Genomic DNA, 14263 nt, shown 5'->3' with positions numbered 1-14263 from the left:
GTTACTGGAACATCAGATTCGCCGGCTACGGGACATGGTGCGCAGTGACCGCGACAGCCGCGCCGAGCGGGAACGGCTGCAAAACACCATCAACGACCTGAAGCGACAACTGGAACTGGCCGATGCCATGCAAAGGCAGATCCGCAAACCGGCACCAACCCTGATCCAGCAGAAAGTGGTCAATATTTCCGGCGCTGTCTGATAAGCGCCGGAAACGGCGGTTGCAGCCACGCAGGCCGGCCTTTAAACTGCTTGGCTGGCAATCAGCCGGCCATTTCATCGAGCCTGCCTTCAAACGGGCTATCCGGCGCGGCCATTGCCTCAATCTTCTTGCAGATACTATGGACCGAATCAGGAACCTGTCGCGCCAATGCCCGATCCCTTGCCAACGGATTCTGTAGGGATAGTTACCCCACAGACACTGCACTTCGACACGCCGATCACCCTGGCGTGCAACCGGACACTGGAAAGTTATGACCTGGTGGTCGAGACCTATGGCAGACTGAACGAGGATGCCAGCAACGCGGTGCTGATCTGTCACGCCCTGAGCGGTCACCATCATGCAGCCGGTTATCACAGCAAGGAGGATCGGAAACCCGGCTGGTGGGACAGCTGCATTGGCCCGGGCAAGCCTATCGACACCAACCGTTTTTTCGTTGTCAGCCTGAACAACCTGGGCGGCTGCCATGGCAGTACCGGCCCGGGCAGCACAAACCCCCAAACCGGTCAGCCCTACGGACCCGATTTTCCTGTTATCACCGTTCGAGACTGGGTCCACAGCCAGGCACTGCTTGCCGACCGGCTGGGGATCAAATGCTGGGCTGCGGTAGTTGGCGGCTCTCTGGGAGGCATGCAGGCCCTGCAATGGAGCCTGGATTATCCTGATCGCCTGCGACACGCCGTGGTTATTGCGTCTACCCCACGCCTCAGCGCCCAGAACATTGCCTTCAACGAGGTGGCAAGACAGGCCATCACGTCAGACCGGGAATTTCACGAAGGCCGCTACTACGAGTACAACACCTTGCCCCGGCGCGGACTGATGCTGGCACGGATGGTCGGGCACATTACCTATCTGTCTGACGCTTCCATGGGCGAAAAATTCGGCCGCGAGTTGCGGGACCAGGCTTACAAGTTCGGCTTCGACGCCGAATTCCAGGTGGAAAGTTACCTGCGATATCAGGGTGAACGTTTTTCCGAATCATTTGACGCCAACACCTACATGCTGATGACCAAGGCGCTGGACTATTTTGACCCCGCCTACGAACACGACAACGACCTGGCGAAAGCTCTGCGCGGCGCCCGCTGCGAATTCCTGGTGCTGTCATTCAGCACCGACTGGCGATTTACACCGGCAAGGTCTGAAGAGCTGGTGAATGCCATGATTTCGGCTCGCTGCAAGGTCAGTTATGCGGAAATCGACGCGCCCTGGGGCCACGATGCCTTCCTGATACCAACCCCCAGATACACCGCTATCTTCGAAGCGTACATGGACCGGATAGCAAGGGAGGCCGGCGCATGAGAACCGACCTGAAAATCATCGAGCAATGGATCAAACCCGGAAGCCATGTGCTGGACCTGGGTTGCGGCGACGGTACCCTGCTGGATTACCTGCAACAGGAAAAGCAGGCCACCGGCTTCGGCCTGGAAATCAACCAGGAGCACATAACAACCTGCGTGGGCCGTGGTGTATCGGTTATCGAACAGAATCTCGATACCCAGGGGTTGGGCAACTTCGAGGACCATACTTTCGACACTGTGCTGATGACCCAGGCACTGCAGGCTGTGCGTCGCCCCGACATGGTGCTTGATGAAATGATGCGGGTTGGTCGCGAAGGCATAGTAACCTTCCCCAATTTTGCCTACTGGAAGCTACGCTGGTACCTGATGCGTCGGGGCCGTATGCCCGAATCCGAAACTTTGCCGTATAAATGGTATAACACGCCCAACATCCATCTGTGCACCTTCAAGGATTTTGAGGCCTTGTGTTACCGCAAAGGCTTCCGCATCCTGACTCGTACGGTGGTAGATGGTGAACACCAGGATCGCTGGCTAAGCCGCCTGTGGCCCAACATGTTGGGACAAATTGCCATTTACCGGATAACCCGGGAGGGATCATGACCAAGACCATTCGTAATCATTACTTTGCCCTTGTATCACTGGCCTGTCTGGCTTTTTTCGCCACCCAGAGCCACGCCGGCTCGAAGGATTTCGGTGAATTCCAGGTACACTGGAGCGTGTTCCCCAGCACCTTCCTGGCACCCGAGGTTGCTCGCGAGAACAACCTCAATCGCAGCAAAAGCATTGGGATCGTTAATATTTCCATCATGCAGGAAACCGAAACCGGTGGTCTGGAGCCAGTATCAGGGCAAGTGGAAGGCAAGGTACTGAACGACGTGCAACAGGTGAAGTTCCTGGGATTCCGCAGAATTCAGGAAGGTAATGCTGTCTACTTCATCGCGGAATATCAGTACAGCAACGCCGAACTGATGACCTTCCAGATAACCGCCCGGCCCACCGGAAGCAGTGGAGACCTGCCCATTCGTTTCGCCCACACGTTGTTTAATGACTGATGACTGAAACTACTGACAGACTGGTAATAGCCAGCAACAACAAAGGCAAGATTGCCGAGCTCGCCGAGCTGCTGAAACCCCTGGGGCTGACGCCCGTTGCTCAGGGCGAACTCGGAGTTGGCGAAGCGGAAGAGCCGGCAGTCACCTTTGTGGAAAACGCCATACTTAAAGCACGACATGCTGCCCGCATCACAGGCTTACCCGCCCTGGCGGACGATTCAGGGCTGGCGGTCGACGCACTCGGTGGTGAGCCAGGCGTAAGATCTGCCCGATATGCCGGAGAATCCGCCAGCGACGAGGACAATGTCCGGGCGCTGTTGTCGGCGATGGAAGAGGTGCCTGAAAATCAGCGCACCGCCCAGTTTCACTGCGTACTGGTCTACCTGCGCCATGCCGATGACCCGACACCGGTTATCTGCCACGGTCGCTGGCCCGGGCATATACTGGCACACCCCAGGGGAGAAGGGGGGTTCGGGTATGACCCGGTATTTCTGGTTCCGGAGACTGGAACCAGCGCCGCTGAGCTGTCCAGGGAAGACAAGGGCAGAATAAGCCATCGCGGACGAGCGCTTACCCAGCTCCTAGAGCAACTGGGTGCCGGGGCGGCGTGACCATGCCCCTCACGGATACCTGGCGGAACAACGAGCTACCCCCGCTTAGCCTCTACATACACGTTCCCTGGTGCGTGAAAAAATGCCCTTACTGTGACTTCAATTCACACGTCCTGACCGGTGAAATCCCGGAAGACCACTACCTGAAAGCCATCGTGGAGGATCTCGCCAGCGACCTGACGCTGGTTCAGGGCCGCCGCATCCAAACGGTGTTCATCGGGGGTGGTACACCGTCACTGATGTCGCCCGACTTCTATAAGCGCCTGTTCCACCAGCTGCGGAAACACCTCAATTTCGCTGATGGTGCCGAGATCACCCTGGAGGCCAATCCGGGAACGGTAGAACAACACCGATTCCAGGGCTTCCGGGCAGCGGGAATAAACCGCCTGTCCATCGGCATCCAGAGCTTCAACGCCCAGCGCCTGAAAGCGCTGGGCCGTATCCACGACGACAAGGCGGCTCATAGTGCCATTGAAGCGGCCCAAAACGCCGGCTTTGATAACTTCAACCTGGATCTTATGCATGGATTGCCGGGCCAGACACCGGAACAGGCCATTGCCGACCTGGAGGCTGCCATGGCGTGGGAGCCGCCACACCTGTCCTGGTACCAGTTGACCCTCGAACCCAATACCGAGTTCTACAGCCGCCCGCCGCAATTACCGGACGAAGACCACCTGTGGGAAATTTATCGCCAGGGCTCGGATTATCTGCACCAACAGGGTTTCACGGATTACGAGGTATCAGCCTGGAGCCGGCCCGGAATGGCCTCCCGCCACAACCTGAATTATTGGATGTTTGGCGACTACCTGGCGCTTGGCGCCGGAGCCCACGGAAAAATCACCTTGCGCAACGGCGAAATTCGGCGTTTCTGGAAAACCCGGCAACCCGATGCCTACCTGAACCGGATTGGCAGCCGCACTGCCGGCAGCCAGGTAATCGAGGCTGACGAACGTCCTCTGGAATTCCTGATGAATGCCTTGCGGCTGACTTCCGGTGTACCGGAAAACCTGTTCACAGAACGTACAGGTTTACCCTTGAGCACAGTTGCGGTAAAACTTGAGGCATTAAGAACAGAAAACCTGCTGGAACCGGGAAGAATTCAGACCACGGAACTCGGACAGCGGTACCTGAACAGCTTGCTGGAGCGCTTCCTCTGATGCCACTGCCGCGCCTTCTGACCCTGTTTCCCAAAAGGCTTAACCTGAGTCTTCTGGTAACTGCAGCCCTGCTCATCATTCTGGTGCTGATTAACCAGCCATTGCAGACGGGCTCAGCACCGCAGGGTATTGTCAGCTTCCAGATGGCGGCCACCGCAGACCAATCCATGGCCATCATCCGGAGCTGGCGCCAGGGTGACCTGCTATGGGCCCATGTTTCCCTCTGGCTGGACTTCCTGTTTGTCCCGGCTTACCTGGTGACGCTGATTTTCCTCACCAACCATCTGACCCGCGACCGCCCTGGCGTACGAGAGCGTAACGTTGCCCGCTGGGTCAAGGCCCTGTTTGTGGCGGCCGGTACCGCCGACATGGGCGAGAATATCCTGTTACTGAACAACATGGACCCGCCTACGGACATGCTCAGCCTGTCTGCAACCATCTGCGCACTTGTCAAGTTTACAGGGCTAATGCTCGGGGCTGCCGGACTGGTCATTATCCGCGCTGCCAGGCGCCGCCCGATGGCCCACGGGTAGCGCCGCTGGGTAAGTGTTAGTTAGTTGGTGCGGTAAAACACCAGGTCCCATACCCCGTGCCCCAGGGTTTCTCCGCGCTTCTCGAATTTGGTGATCGGGCGATCGTCAGGGCGAGGTGAATACTGGCCACGCTCCTGAGTGTTGGCGAAGCCCTCCGACTCAGTCATGATTTCCATCATGTATTCCGCGTAGTTCTCCCAGTCTGTCGCCAGGTGCAGGATCCCCCCCACACGAAGCTTGTGGCGCAGTCGCTGAACAAACTCATGCTGAATAAGCCGGCGTTTGTGGTGCCGCTTCTTTGGCCAGGGGTCCGGGAAAAACACCATCACCCGATCGAGCGCGGCATCGGGCAGGCACAGGTCAATCACGTCGTTGGCGTCAATGGCATAGATCCGGACGTTTTCCAGCCCCCTGTCTTCTATTTCCTTCAACAGAGCACCGACACCCGGAAGATGCACCTCCACACCGATAAAATCCTGCTCCGGCGCTGCTTCCGCCATGTCCGCGAGGGATTGGCCCATGCCGAAGCCGATTTCCAGATTCAGCATATTGTCCCGCCCGAACACCTGGCGCGGGTCGATCATGCCCTGCTCTCGGGTCAGGCCATACTTGGGCCAGCTGCGCTCATAGGCCTTTTTCTGACCTTCTGTCATCCGCCCCTGACGCAGCACAAAACTGCGCACACCACGGCGTGTGGTAACAGGTGAATCGCCGGAAACATCATTATGATCGGTCATCTGACGTCCTCAACCGCCCTTTCGCGGTTCATCTTCAATGGGTTATGTCGACAGTTTACCAGAGTGACTTGCTGCAGACGCCACTATACAGCCAGCTTTCTGTGCCCGTCAGCCCCCTGCCGGGTCAGATTCAACTACACGGAGACCTGTGCATTCCTGGTCTGCTGCCGATCAAGCTTGCGATAGCCTAACGCCTCTACCAGGTGGCCATTCCCGATACATTCCTCACCCTCCAGATCTGCAAGGGTTCGCGCCACCCGAAGAATGCGATGCAGGGCCCGGGCGGACAAACCCAGGCGCTCCATCGCCGAGGACAACATTGCTTCACCGGCCGGGTCCAGCCGGCAATACTCATGGAGCTCCGCTCCACTCAGGGCGCAATTCACACAACCCCGCTGTACCTGCCGCTGACGGGCCTGATTGACACGTTCGCGAACCTGGGTACTGGACTCCCCTTCCCCCTCGCGCTGCATCAGCACCTCGCCACTCTGCACCGGAACTTCAACGTGCAGGTCAAAACGATCCAGCAATGGACCTGAAATCTTTGCCCGATAACGGAGCACCTGTTGCGGCGTACACTGGCACTCAATCGAAGGATGCCCCAGATAACCGCAGGGGCACGGGTTCATGGCCGCTATCACTTGAAAGCGGGCCGGAAACGTCACCTGTCTGGCCGCACGGCTGATGGCAATCTCACCAGATTCCATGGGTTCTCTCAGCACTTCCAGCACACGTCGTCCGAATTCCGGCAATTCGTCGAGAAACAATACACCACTATGGGCCAGCGAGATTTCACCGGGCCGCGGGCTACCTCCACCGCCAACCATGGCGACGGACGAGGCGGTATGATGGGGCGCCCGGTAAGGCGGCCGGCACCAGTCTCCGTCTTCAACCGGCATGCCAGCCACGGAATGGATGCTGGCTACCTCCAGCGCAGACTCCAGGGTCAACGGTGGCAGGATGCCGGGCAATCGGCTGGCGAGCATACTTTTCCCGGTTCCCGGCGGGCCAAACATCAGCAGATTGTGCCCTCCGGCTGCGGCGATCTCCAACGCTCTGCGCGGCACGGCCTGGCCCCGCACATCGACCAGGTCAGGGCCAGGCCTGACACTTTGCTCCGGAATAGCCGCAGACACAGGTGAAATACGTGCCCGCTCACACAAATGCTCACACACCGTCAGCAAATGACCGGCCGGCAGCACATCGTCCTGGCTGGCAAGAGCGGCTTCGGCTGCATTAGCCTGGGGAACCAGCAATTGCCGCCCCTCACCACGCGCGGCCAATACAGCGGGAAGCACACCTTTGAGGGGGCGCAGTGCACCGTCAAGGGACAACTCCCCCACACACTCGTATTGAGCAAGGCTTTCGGCCGGAATCTGACCCGAGGCGGCAAGAATACCCAAGGCAATAGGCAGGTCGAAACGACCGCCCTCCTTGGGCAAATCAGCAGGGGCCAGATTAATGGTTATTCGGCGGGCGGGAAACTCGAAACCGGCATTGAGCAGTGCACTACGAACACGCTCGCGGCTCTCCCGAACCCCGGTTTCAGGAAGTCCGACAATGGAAAGCGCAGGCAAACCGCCAGATAGATGAACTTCAACGGTAACGGATGGAGCGGAGACGCCGATGCTGGCGCGGGTATGGACGACGGCAAACATAAAAACCTTCCATGGTGACGGGTATCAGCGGCTCAGCCGCTTGACGGGCTTCCTGCCAGTCAGCTGTTCGGGGATTGCCGTTCCAGCTCGGCCACGCGCTTTTCGAGCGCCTCGACTTTCTCCCGGGTTTTCATCAGTACCGCCTGCTGAGCATCAAACTCTTCACGAGTCACCAGCTCAAGGCGCGATAGTACGGTCATTACCGTTGCCCGGGCCTGGGCCTCGAAATCCTCTCGGGCGGCACGGGCCATGTCTGGAACAAACTGGCCAAACTGGCCCTGGAGTTGGGTAAAGAAATCCTGCGGACCTTTCACAAATCACCTCACTGGCTCGAACTCTGTCCGGATCTGATACCGGTGCCAAAGTCAGAAGTGTAACACATTGCCTGCTTTGCCATACTGTACGGTATCGGCAGTATAATGCGACTGTGGCAACCTTGTAGTGCCTGCCCCTGTCTTGTGCATCATTTTGGTTCGCTTTAGACAGTCAGGCCCCAAATTGGTGCATCATGGCGGTCCATTTTGGATCAGCATGTACTTAAGATATTGATATAAATATATTTTTTTGCGTTGGCACACACGATGCTAAAAGCCTTGTACGCAATCCGCACAATTGGTGTGCGAGGTGGCAGCATCCCGAGCTCAACAACGGGCCGATGAGTTCCATATGTTGAGACGGCTTTACCAAGGAGAAAGCAATGAAACTTGTGACAGCGATCATCAAGCCTTTCAAGTTGGATGATGTGCGTGAGGCACTATCCGAAATTGGCGTACAAGGCGTAACGGTCACTGAAGTCAAAGGCTTCGGTCGCCAGAAAGGTCATACCGAGCTCTATCGCGGCGCAGAATACGTGGTGGACTTCCTGCCCAAGGTCAAGGTTGAAGTTGCTATCGGCGACAACCTGCTGGACCAGGTCATTGAATCCATTACCAAGGCAGCCAACACCGGAAAAATTGGTGACGGCAAGATTTTCGTGACCGAACTGGAACAGGCCATCCGGATCCGAACCGGGGAAACCGGCGAAGAAGCGGTTTGATCACAGCCTGATCAATCAGACAGCCAACGCAAAAACTTATAACTTGAAAAGCCTCGTGCGGAGGGCTTCACATGGAAAGCAATCTTAATCATATTTTTGAACTCCAGTATGCACTGGATACCTTCTACTTCCTGATTTGCGGTGCCCTGGTCATGTGGATGGCCGCGGGCTTCTCGATGCTCGAAGCAGGTCTGGTGCGTGCCAAGAACACCACCGAAATCCTGACCAAGAACGTCTCCCTGTTTGCCGTGGCCTGTACCATGTACCTGATCTGCGGTTACGACATCATGTATGGCGGCGGCCTCTTCCTCAGCGGTGTTACCACGGTTGCACAAATGGATGACGCGGCCATTGCCGGCGTTCTCGCTGCCTCCAACGAAGCTGGCTTCGGCGAGATGGGCGAATACGCCGGTGCTTCCGACTTCTTCTTCCAGGTGGTGTTCGTTGCAACTGCCATGTCGATTGTCTCTGGTGCCGTGGCTGAGCGTATGAAGCTCTGGGCCTTCCTGGCATTTGCTGTTGTCATGTGTGGCTTCATCTACCCGATGCAGGGTGCCTGGACCTGGAACGGCGACGCGGTTTTCGGCATGTACGAGCTTAACTACAGCGACTACGCCGGTTCCGGCATTGTGCACATGGCTGGTGCGGCAGCTGCCTTGGCAGGCGTTATTCTGCTGGGCGCCCGTAAAGGAAAGTACGGTGCAGACGGTCAGATCAAGGCATTCCCGGGTGCAAACCTGCCCCTGGCTACCCTCGGCATGTTCATTCTGTGGATGGGCTGGTTCGGCTTCAACGGCGGTTCTACCCTGAAGCTGGGTGGTATTGGTGTTGCCAACGAGGTAGCCAACGTGTTCCTGAACACCAATGCGGCCGCTTCCGGTGGTCTCATTGCAGCCCTGATCGTCGGCCGCATCATGTTTGGCAAAGCTGACCTGACGATGGCCCTGAACGGCGCGCTGGCTGGCCTGGTGGCCATCACGGCTGAGCCTGCTGACCCGTCGCCCCTACTGGCAGCCATCATCGGCGCCATCGGCGGTATCATCGTGGTGTTCTCGATCGTGACTCTGGACAAGATTCGCATCGATGATCCGGTTGGTGCTATCTCGGTGCACGGTGTGGTTGGTATCTGGGGTATCTTCGCGGTTCTCCTGTCCGACGCAGACGCAACCTTTATGGGCCAGCTGGTCGGCATGCTTACCATCTTCATCTGGGTTTTCGTAACCAGCCTGATTGTCTGGGGCATCCTCAAGGCGGTTATGGGTATCCGGGTTACCGAAGAGGAAGAGTACGAAGGTGTGGATCTGTCCGAGTGTGGTATGGAGGCCTATCCGGAGTTTGTCAGCAGCAAGTAATATTGGCTGACACTGGATCTGAAAAGGGGGCGCCTGCGGGTGCCCCTTTTTTATTGGGGTCTGCAGTTAACAGCTTGGGAGTATGCCGGAGGTGGCAGGTCCCCTTTCCGGGATACGCGGTGAATACGTCCATGTACGCTCGACAAAAACATCCCTGTTTTTGACGATCCCGGAAAGGCGGCCTCCCACCTCCTCCGCCAGCCAGGGACTAGCCCTCGTCTGACATTACCTTATCCTCCAACGCATCCACCATGAACTGCGGCATCGCCAAAGCCCCACGGTGGATATCGGCGTTGTAGTAACGGGTCACAAAGGGACGCTGGTCGGCGTCTTCTTCGCGGAAATACACCACCGGCTTTTCCTTGCCTGCCATGGTGCAGCTCCACCAGCCGGTGGGGTAGACCGGTTGCGGGAACGGCAAGGTGCGGACGTGGTCGAAGCCGGCCTTTTTCATGTCGTCGTGGATGGTCTTGATGATGGTGTTGGTGTGCAGCAGCGGTGATTCGCTCTGCTGGACAATGATGCCGCCGTCGCGCAGGGCGATCATGCAGTCGCGGTAGAAGTCGAGGGCGAACAGGCCTTCGGCGGGGCCGACCGGGTCGGTGCTGTCGATGATGATGACATCGAGGCTTTCGGGCACGGCGTCGCGTACCCACTGGATGCCGTCGCCGAAGAAGAAGTTGGCGCGGGGATCGGTATTGGATTCACACAGTTCAGGAAAGTACTGTTCGGAGTTACGGGTGACGCGCTCGTCGATTTCGACCTGCCAGGCTTCTTCCACGCCCGGATGTTTGAGGACTTCCTTCAGGGTTCCACAGTCACCACCGCCGACGATGACAACTTTCTTCGGATCCCTATGGGTAAACAGGGCCGGGTGAGTCATCATTTCGTGATAGAGGAAGTTGTCGCGACTGGTGAGCATCACGCAGCCGTCCAATACCATCAGGTTGCCGAAGGTTTCCGTTTCCCAGATTTCCAGTTTCTGGAACTCGGTCTGCTCTTCGTGCAGTTTTTTCTTCACCTGCAGGGAAAATGCAGTTCCCTGGTCCTGGAATACTTCGGTAAACCAGCCGTCGTTCAGTGCAGTCATTTCGTCTCTCCGGATTTACTTGTGGGGCCTGTTCGTATTGGAGGTATTGTAGGTGGGGAGTTCGCACACCTAAAGGACTATCATCGCGTCGGGGGCCGGATTTTCCCGCGCAGTTCTTTCAGCAGACCATTGGAATCCATACAATGAGCGCCATACGCCGGCACCATGCCGGTTCCGGATTCGGCACAGGACAGTCCAATGAGTGAAACAATCGGCAATACCGCCCACAAGGTGTACAACATCGCCCACTGGAGTGATGGCTATATCGATGTGAATGCTCGCGGTGAGGTGCTGATCCGGCCAGACAGGGGCCACAGTGGCGAGGACATCAACCTGCCGGACCTGACTCGTTCCCTTGTCAGCAACGGTGTACAGCTGCCTGTTCTGATCCGCTTCACCGACATTCTCCATGACCGGGTTAACACGCTATGCGGTGCCTTTAACAAGGTGGCCCGGGAACAGGGCTATCGGGGCGCCTATACAGCGGTATACCCCATCAAGGTCAACCAGCAGCGGCGAGTGGTTGAAGAACTTCTGTGTGCGGAGCCGGCCGCCAGCGATAACCAGATCGGACTGGAGGCAGGCAGCAAGCCGGAGCTGATGGCGGTGCTGGCGCTGTCGCAACACCCTGGCTCGGTAATTATCTGCAACGGCTACAAGGACCGGGAATACATACGGCTGGCACTGATCGGGCAGAAGCTTGGCCACCGGGTATTTATCGTGGTGGAGAAGCAGTCCGAGTTGCCACTGATCCTCGAGCAGGCCCGTCGCCTCGGCGTGACCCCGTTGATTGGCGTACGGGCGAGGCTGGCCACCATTGGCAAAGGCAACTGGCAGAATACGGGTGGCGAGAAGTCGAAATTCGGGCTCTCCGCCAGCCAGGTACTGGATGTGGTTGAGACCCTGCGCGACGCCGGAGCGCTGGAGTCGCTGCAATTGCTGCATTTCCACCTGGGCTCGCAGATTGCCAACATTCGTGACATTCAGACCGGATTGAGAGAATGCGCCCGCTTCTATAGTGAATTGCGACAAATGGGGGCGCCGGTAGGCACTGTGGATATCGGAGGCGGCCTGGGTGTGGATTACGAGGGCACCCGTTCCCGTAGCAGTTGTTCCATGAACTACAGCGTACATGAGTATGCCTACAACGTGATTCACATTCTGCAATCGGAATGCGAGCGGGCCGGCACTCCCCACCCCAACCTGATCAGCGAATCGGGGCGGGCACTGACAGCTCATCATTCGGTGCTGGTCACCAACGTGATCGACAGGGAAGTACCCGACACGCGCCAGCCAGAGCAGCCCGCAGGAAGTGCACCGGCACCCTTGCAGGATCTGTGGCGGGATCTGGAAAGCCTGCAAGACGAAAAATCCGCCCGTTCCCTGGCGGAAATTTACCACGACGTACTTCATGCCATGGCCGATGTGCATACCCAGTTTGCTCATGGCCTGCTGTCGCTGGCCGACCGGGCGCGTGCGGAAACCCTCTACACCAACTGCTGCCGGGCACTCCGAAGCCAGCTGAACTCAGCCAACCGGGCACACAGGGAAATCATTGACGAGCTCAACGAGAAGCTGGCGGAAAAGCTGTTCGTGAACTTTTCCCTGTTCCAGTCACTGCCGGACGTGTGGGGTATTGACCAGATTTTCCCGATCATGCCGATTAACGGGTTGAATCGACCCCTGAACCGGCGCGCGGTTATACAGGACATTACCTGTGACTCCGACGGGCGGATTGACCGCTACGTGGATGGTCAGGGGGTCGAAACCACTTTCCCGCTTCCGGAGGACGCGCCCGAAGAACCCATGCTTATGGGTTTTTTCATGACCGGCGCCTACCAGGAAATCCTGGGCGACATGCACAACCTGTTCGGCGATACCCACTCGGTGGATGTGCGGCGCAACGTTGACGGCGGTCATACGGTAAGCGAACCAATCCACGGCGATACCGTAGCCCGGGTACTGCAATACGTAAACTTTGAACCAGCCGCTCTGTTGCGAGCCTATGAGCAGAAATTTGTGGCCAGCGGGCTACCCATGAATGAACAGACAAGCCTTCTGGAAGAGCTTGGCGCTGGGCTGGAGGGATATACCTACCTGGAGGAATAAACAGAGACCGGAAAGCGAAAAAATAAGCCACAAAAAACTGCCCCAGGCTGATCCGGCTGTCTCTCTGCCCCGTAGATATACACACTGACAAACTCGGGGCGAGTGCATAGAATGATGAATAGAACAATTTCAAATCATGCAACAGTCAAGGAGCGTCCGGTGACCACACTGGATCAGAAACCGGCACGGGCCGAGGGCCGCAAGGATCCCTGGAGCCAGATGCTGGAAAAGGTGGGAAAGAACCAAGACCGCCAGGCCTACCATGCTCTGTTCGAACATTTTGGCCCGCAAATCAAGTACTACGCCATGGCTAACGGCCTGGCGAGTCATGCCGAAGAGCTGGTCCAGGAGGTCTTTGTATCGATCTGGCGCCGCTCGTGTCTCTACGACTGGCGCAAGGCCGCCGCATCCACCTGGATTTTTACCATCGCCCGCAACCAACGCATTGATATGTTGCGCAAGATGAAGCGCACCAGCGCAGAGATGCCGGTCGAAACCGAAGATCTGTGGCAGATTCCCGGTGAAAACGAGGATGAGCCGGTTACATCGCTGCACCGCCTGATGTCAGAGCGACGGGTCAGGGAATCTCTCAGCCACCTCCCGGAAGAACAGATTACCGTTATTGCTAAGGTATACATGGAAAGCAAGTCGCACCAGATGGTGGCCGACGAGCTTAATATTCCGCTGGGCACCGTTAAAAGTCGGGTCCGCCTGGCATTGAACAAACTGAAAGTGATTCTGCAGGATCAGAACGTATGACACGGCATCATCCAGACACATTAACCCTGATGGAATACAGTGCGGGCAATCTCAGTGAGCCCCACGCGTTGTGTATTCGCCTTCATCTGGACCAGTGCTCTCACTGTCGCAGCCGCGTTGACACGCTCGACAGCCTGGGTGCTGTGATGATGGAAAGCCAGCCCCAGGTGGGTGTTTCCTCTGACATGTTCGATTCCATCCTGTCGCGCATTGACAGCGAGCCGGATATGACCGAGCAGTACATCAGCTCGCAGGCCAAGCGTAAGAGCCCGCTGCAGAAGTTGTTGGGTGATAACCTGAACGACCTGCCCTGGAAACGTCAGCTGGGCGATGTCAGTGTGCTGGATATCAGCGAACGATTCCCGGGCCAGAGCGAACAGGTTGTGCTGCAGAAGTTGGCGGCTGGTGGTAAGGCCCCTGCCCACACCCACCGTGGCGACGAGACAACCATCGTGCTTCAGGGTGCGTTTGCTGATCAGAAAGGCGTGTTCAACCAATGGGATTTTGTCGTTCTCAACCAGGAAGATGAGCACAAGCCTGTTGCCGTCGGTTGCGAAGACTGCATCACCCTGTCGGTACTGAGCGCACCCGTAAAACTCACCGGCACCTTCACCCGGTTACTGAATCCTTTCATACGCTGAGACGGTTTGC

At 57.4% G+C, this 14263-nt stretch carries 15 protein-coding genes; 11 read left to right on the top strand and 4 right to left on the bottom strand.

Annotation, left to right across the window (positions count from 1 at the left end):
* The first annotated feature begins 370 nt into the window (after positions 1-370).
* The 6 genes from metX to M8010_RS16825 are packed head-to-tail and all read left to right on the top strand — an operon-like array spanning position 371 to position 4871.
* Complete coding sequence (gene metX / locus M8010_RS16850) at positions 371-1519, top strand: homoserine O-succinyltransferase MetX (RefSeq protein WP_250093868.1); 1149 nt, start codon at positions 371-373, stop codon at positions 1517-1519.
* Positions 1516-2118 carry a methionine biosynthesis protein MetW gene (gene metW / locus M8010_RS16845; RefSeq protein ID WP_250093867.1) on the top strand — a complete coding sequence of 201 codons (603 nt, stop codon included), beginning with the start codon at positions 1516-1518 and terminating at the stop codon, positions 2116-2118. Before metX ends, metW begins: the two co-directional genes overlap by 4 nt.
* Entirely contained in the window at positions 2115-2570 is a 456-nt protein-coding gene (locus M8010_RS16840; RefSeq protein WP_250093866.1) for a DUF4426 domain-containing protein, read from the top strand. Before metW ends, M8010_RS16840 begins: the two co-directional genes overlap by 4 nt.
* The gene (rdgB, locus tag M8010_RS16835) at positions 2570-3181 is read left to right on the top strand and encodes an RdgB/HAM1 family non-canonical purine NTP pyrophosphatase (RefSeq protein WP_250093865.1); all 612 of its coding nucleotides are present in this window, start codon (positions 2570-2572) and stop codon (positions 3179-3181) included. Before M8010_RS16840 ends, rdgB begins: the two co-directional genes overlap by 1 nt.
* Before the next feature lie 2 nt (positions 3182-3183).
* Positions 3184-4338 carry a radical SAM family heme chaperone HemW gene (hemW, locus tag M8010_RS16830; RefSeq protein ID WP_250093864.1) on the top strand — a complete coding sequence of 385 codons (1155 nt, stop codon included), beginning with the start codon at positions 3184-3186 and terminating at the stop codon, positions 4336-4338.
* Positions 4338-4871: a hypothetical protein gene (locus tag M8010_RS16825; protein ID WP_250093863.1), complete on the top strand. Its 534-nt coding sequence runs from the start codon at positions 4338-4340 to the stop codon at positions 4869-4871. Before hemW ends, M8010_RS16825 begins: the two co-directional genes overlap by 1 nt.
* Before the next feature lie 20 nt (positions 4872-4891).
* Here the strand turns inward: M8010_RS16825 and trmB are convergent, their stop codons facing one another.
* The 3 genes from trmB to M8010_RS16810 all read right to left on the bottom strand — a co-directional run bounded on the left by trmB (position 4892) and on the right by M8010_RS16810 (position 7580).
* A complete protein-coding gene (gene trmB, locus M8010_RS16820; protein ID WP_250093862.1) occupies positions 4892-5608 on the bottom strand; it encodes a tRNA (guanosine(46)-N7)-methyltransferase TrmB in 717 nt (238 codons plus the stop codon).
* Positions 5609-5742: 134 nt separating this feature from the next.
* Positions 5743-7266, bottom strand: a complete 1524-nt coding sequence (locus tag M8010_RS16815) for a YifB family Mg chelatase-like AAA ATPase (RefSeq protein WP_250093861.1) — start codon at positions 7264-7266, stop codon at positions 5743-5745.
* A gap of 59 nt (positions 7267-7325) precedes the next feature.
* Positions 7326-7580, bottom strand: a complete 255-nt coding sequence (locus tag M8010_RS16810; RefSeq protein WP_250093860.1) for an accessory factor UbiK family protein — start codon at positions 7578-7580, stop codon at positions 7326-7328.
* Between the two features lie 383 nt (positions 7581-7963).
* On the opposite strand from M8010_RS16810, the gene glnK reads away from it, so the two are divergent.
* Positions 7964-8302 carry a P-II family nitrogen regulator gene (gene glnK, locus M8010_RS16805; RefSeq protein ID WP_004578958.1) on the top strand — a complete coding sequence of 113 codons (339 nt, stop codon included), beginning with the start codon at positions 7964-7966 and terminating at the stop codon, positions 8300-8302.
* A gap of 71 nt (positions 8303-8373) precedes the next feature.
* Positions 8374-9654, top strand: a complete 1281-nt coding sequence (locus M8010_RS16800; protein WP_250093859.1) for an ammonium transporter AmtB — start codon at positions 8374-8376, stop codon at positions 9652-9654.
* A gap of 208 nt (positions 9655-9862) precedes the next feature.
* On the opposite strand, the gene speE is transcribed toward M8010_RS16800, so the two are convergent.
* Positions 9863-10744, bottom strand: a complete 882-nt coding sequence (gene speE, locus M8010_RS16795; RefSeq protein ID WP_250093857.1) for a polyamine aminopropyltransferase — start codon at positions 10742-10744, stop codon at positions 9863-9865.
* A 198-nt stretch (positions 10745-10942) separates the two neighbouring features.
* On the opposite strand from speE, the gene speA reads away from it, so the two are divergent.
* The 3 genes from speA (at position 10943) to M8010_RS16780 (ending at position 14253) form a co-directional block, all read left to right on the top strand.
* Positions 10943-12853: a biosynthetic arginine decarboxylase gene (gene speA / locus M8010_RS16790; protein WP_250093856.1), complete on the top strand. Its 1911-nt coding sequence runs from the start codon at positions 10943-10945 to the stop codon at positions 12851-12853.
* A 159-nt stretch (positions 12854-13012) separates the two neighbouring features.
* Positions 13013-13612 carry a sigma-70 family RNA polymerase sigma factor gene (locus tag M8010_RS16785; RefSeq protein ID WP_250093855.1) on the top strand — a complete coding sequence of 200 codons (600 nt, stop codon included), beginning with the start codon at positions 13013-13015 and terminating at the stop codon, positions 13610-13612.
* The gene (locus M8010_RS16780) at positions 13609-14253 is read left to right on the top strand and encodes a ChrR family anti-sigma-E factor (RefSeq protein ID WP_250093854.1); all 645 of its coding nucleotides are present in this window, start codon (positions 13609-13611) and stop codon (positions 14251-14253) included. Before M8010_RS16785 ends, M8010_RS16780 begins: the two co-directional genes overlap by 4 nt.
* Positions 14254-14263 lie beyond the last annotated feature (10 nt).

This window comes from Marinobacter sp. ATCH36, from assembly GCF_023555055.1.
GTDB lineage: Bacteria > Pseudomonadota > Gammaproteobacteria > Pseudomonadales > Oleiphilaceae > Marinobacter.
This window is presented reverse-complemented; position numbering and strand designations above follow the sequence as displayed.

Excerpts from the sequence above, each read along its gene's own strand:
- metX (WP_250093868.1), top strand. The coding sequence starts at position 371 with ATGCCCGATCCCTTGCCAACGGATTCTGTAGGGATAGTTACCCCACAG.
- metW (WP_250093867.1), top strand. The coding sequence starts at position 1,516 with ATGAGAACCGACCTGAAAATCATCGAGCAATGGATCAAACCCGGAAGC.
- M8010_RS16840 (WP_250093866.1), top strand. The coding sequence starts at position 2,115 with ATGACCAAGACCATTCGTAATCATTACTTTGCCCTTGTATCACTGGCC.
- rdgB (WP_250093865.1), top strand. The coding sequence starts at position 2,570 with ATGACTGAAACTACTGACAGACTGGTAATAGCCAGCAACAACAAAGGC.
- hemW (WP_250093864.1), top strand. The coding sequence starts at position 3,184 with ATGCCCCTCACGGATACCTGGCGGAACAACGAGCTACCCCCGCTTAGC.
- M8010_RS16825 (WP_250093863.1), top strand. The coding sequence starts at position 4,338 with ATGCCACTGCCGCGCCTTCTGACCCTGTTTCCCAAAAGGCTTAACCTG.
- trmB (WP_250093862.1), bottom strand. The coding sequence starts at position 5,608 with ATGACCGATCATAATGATGTTTCCGGCGATTCACCTGTTACCACACGC.
- M8010_RS16815 (WP_250093861.1), bottom strand. The coding sequence starts at position 7,266 with ATGTTTGCCGTCGTCCATACCCGCGCCAGCATCGGCGTCTCCGCTCCA.
- glnK (WP_004578958.1), top strand. The coding sequence starts at position 7,964 with ATGAAACTTGTGACAGCGATCATCAAGCCTTTCAAGTTGGATGATGTG.
- M8010_RS16800 (WP_250093859.1), top strand. The coding sequence starts at position 8,374 with ATGGAAAGCAATCTTAATCATATTTTTGAACTCCAGTATGCACTGGAT.
- speE (WP_250093857.1), bottom strand. The coding sequence starts at position 10,744 with ATGACTGCACTGAACGACGGCTGGTTTACCGAAGTATTCCAGGACCAG.
- speA (WP_250093856.1), top strand. The coding sequence starts at position 10,943 with ATGAGTGAAACAATCGGCAATACCGCCCACAAGGTGTACAACATCGCC.
- M8010_RS16780 (WP_250093854.1), top strand. The coding sequence starts at position 13,609 with ATGACACGGCATCATCCAGACACATTAACCCTGATGGAATACAGTGCG.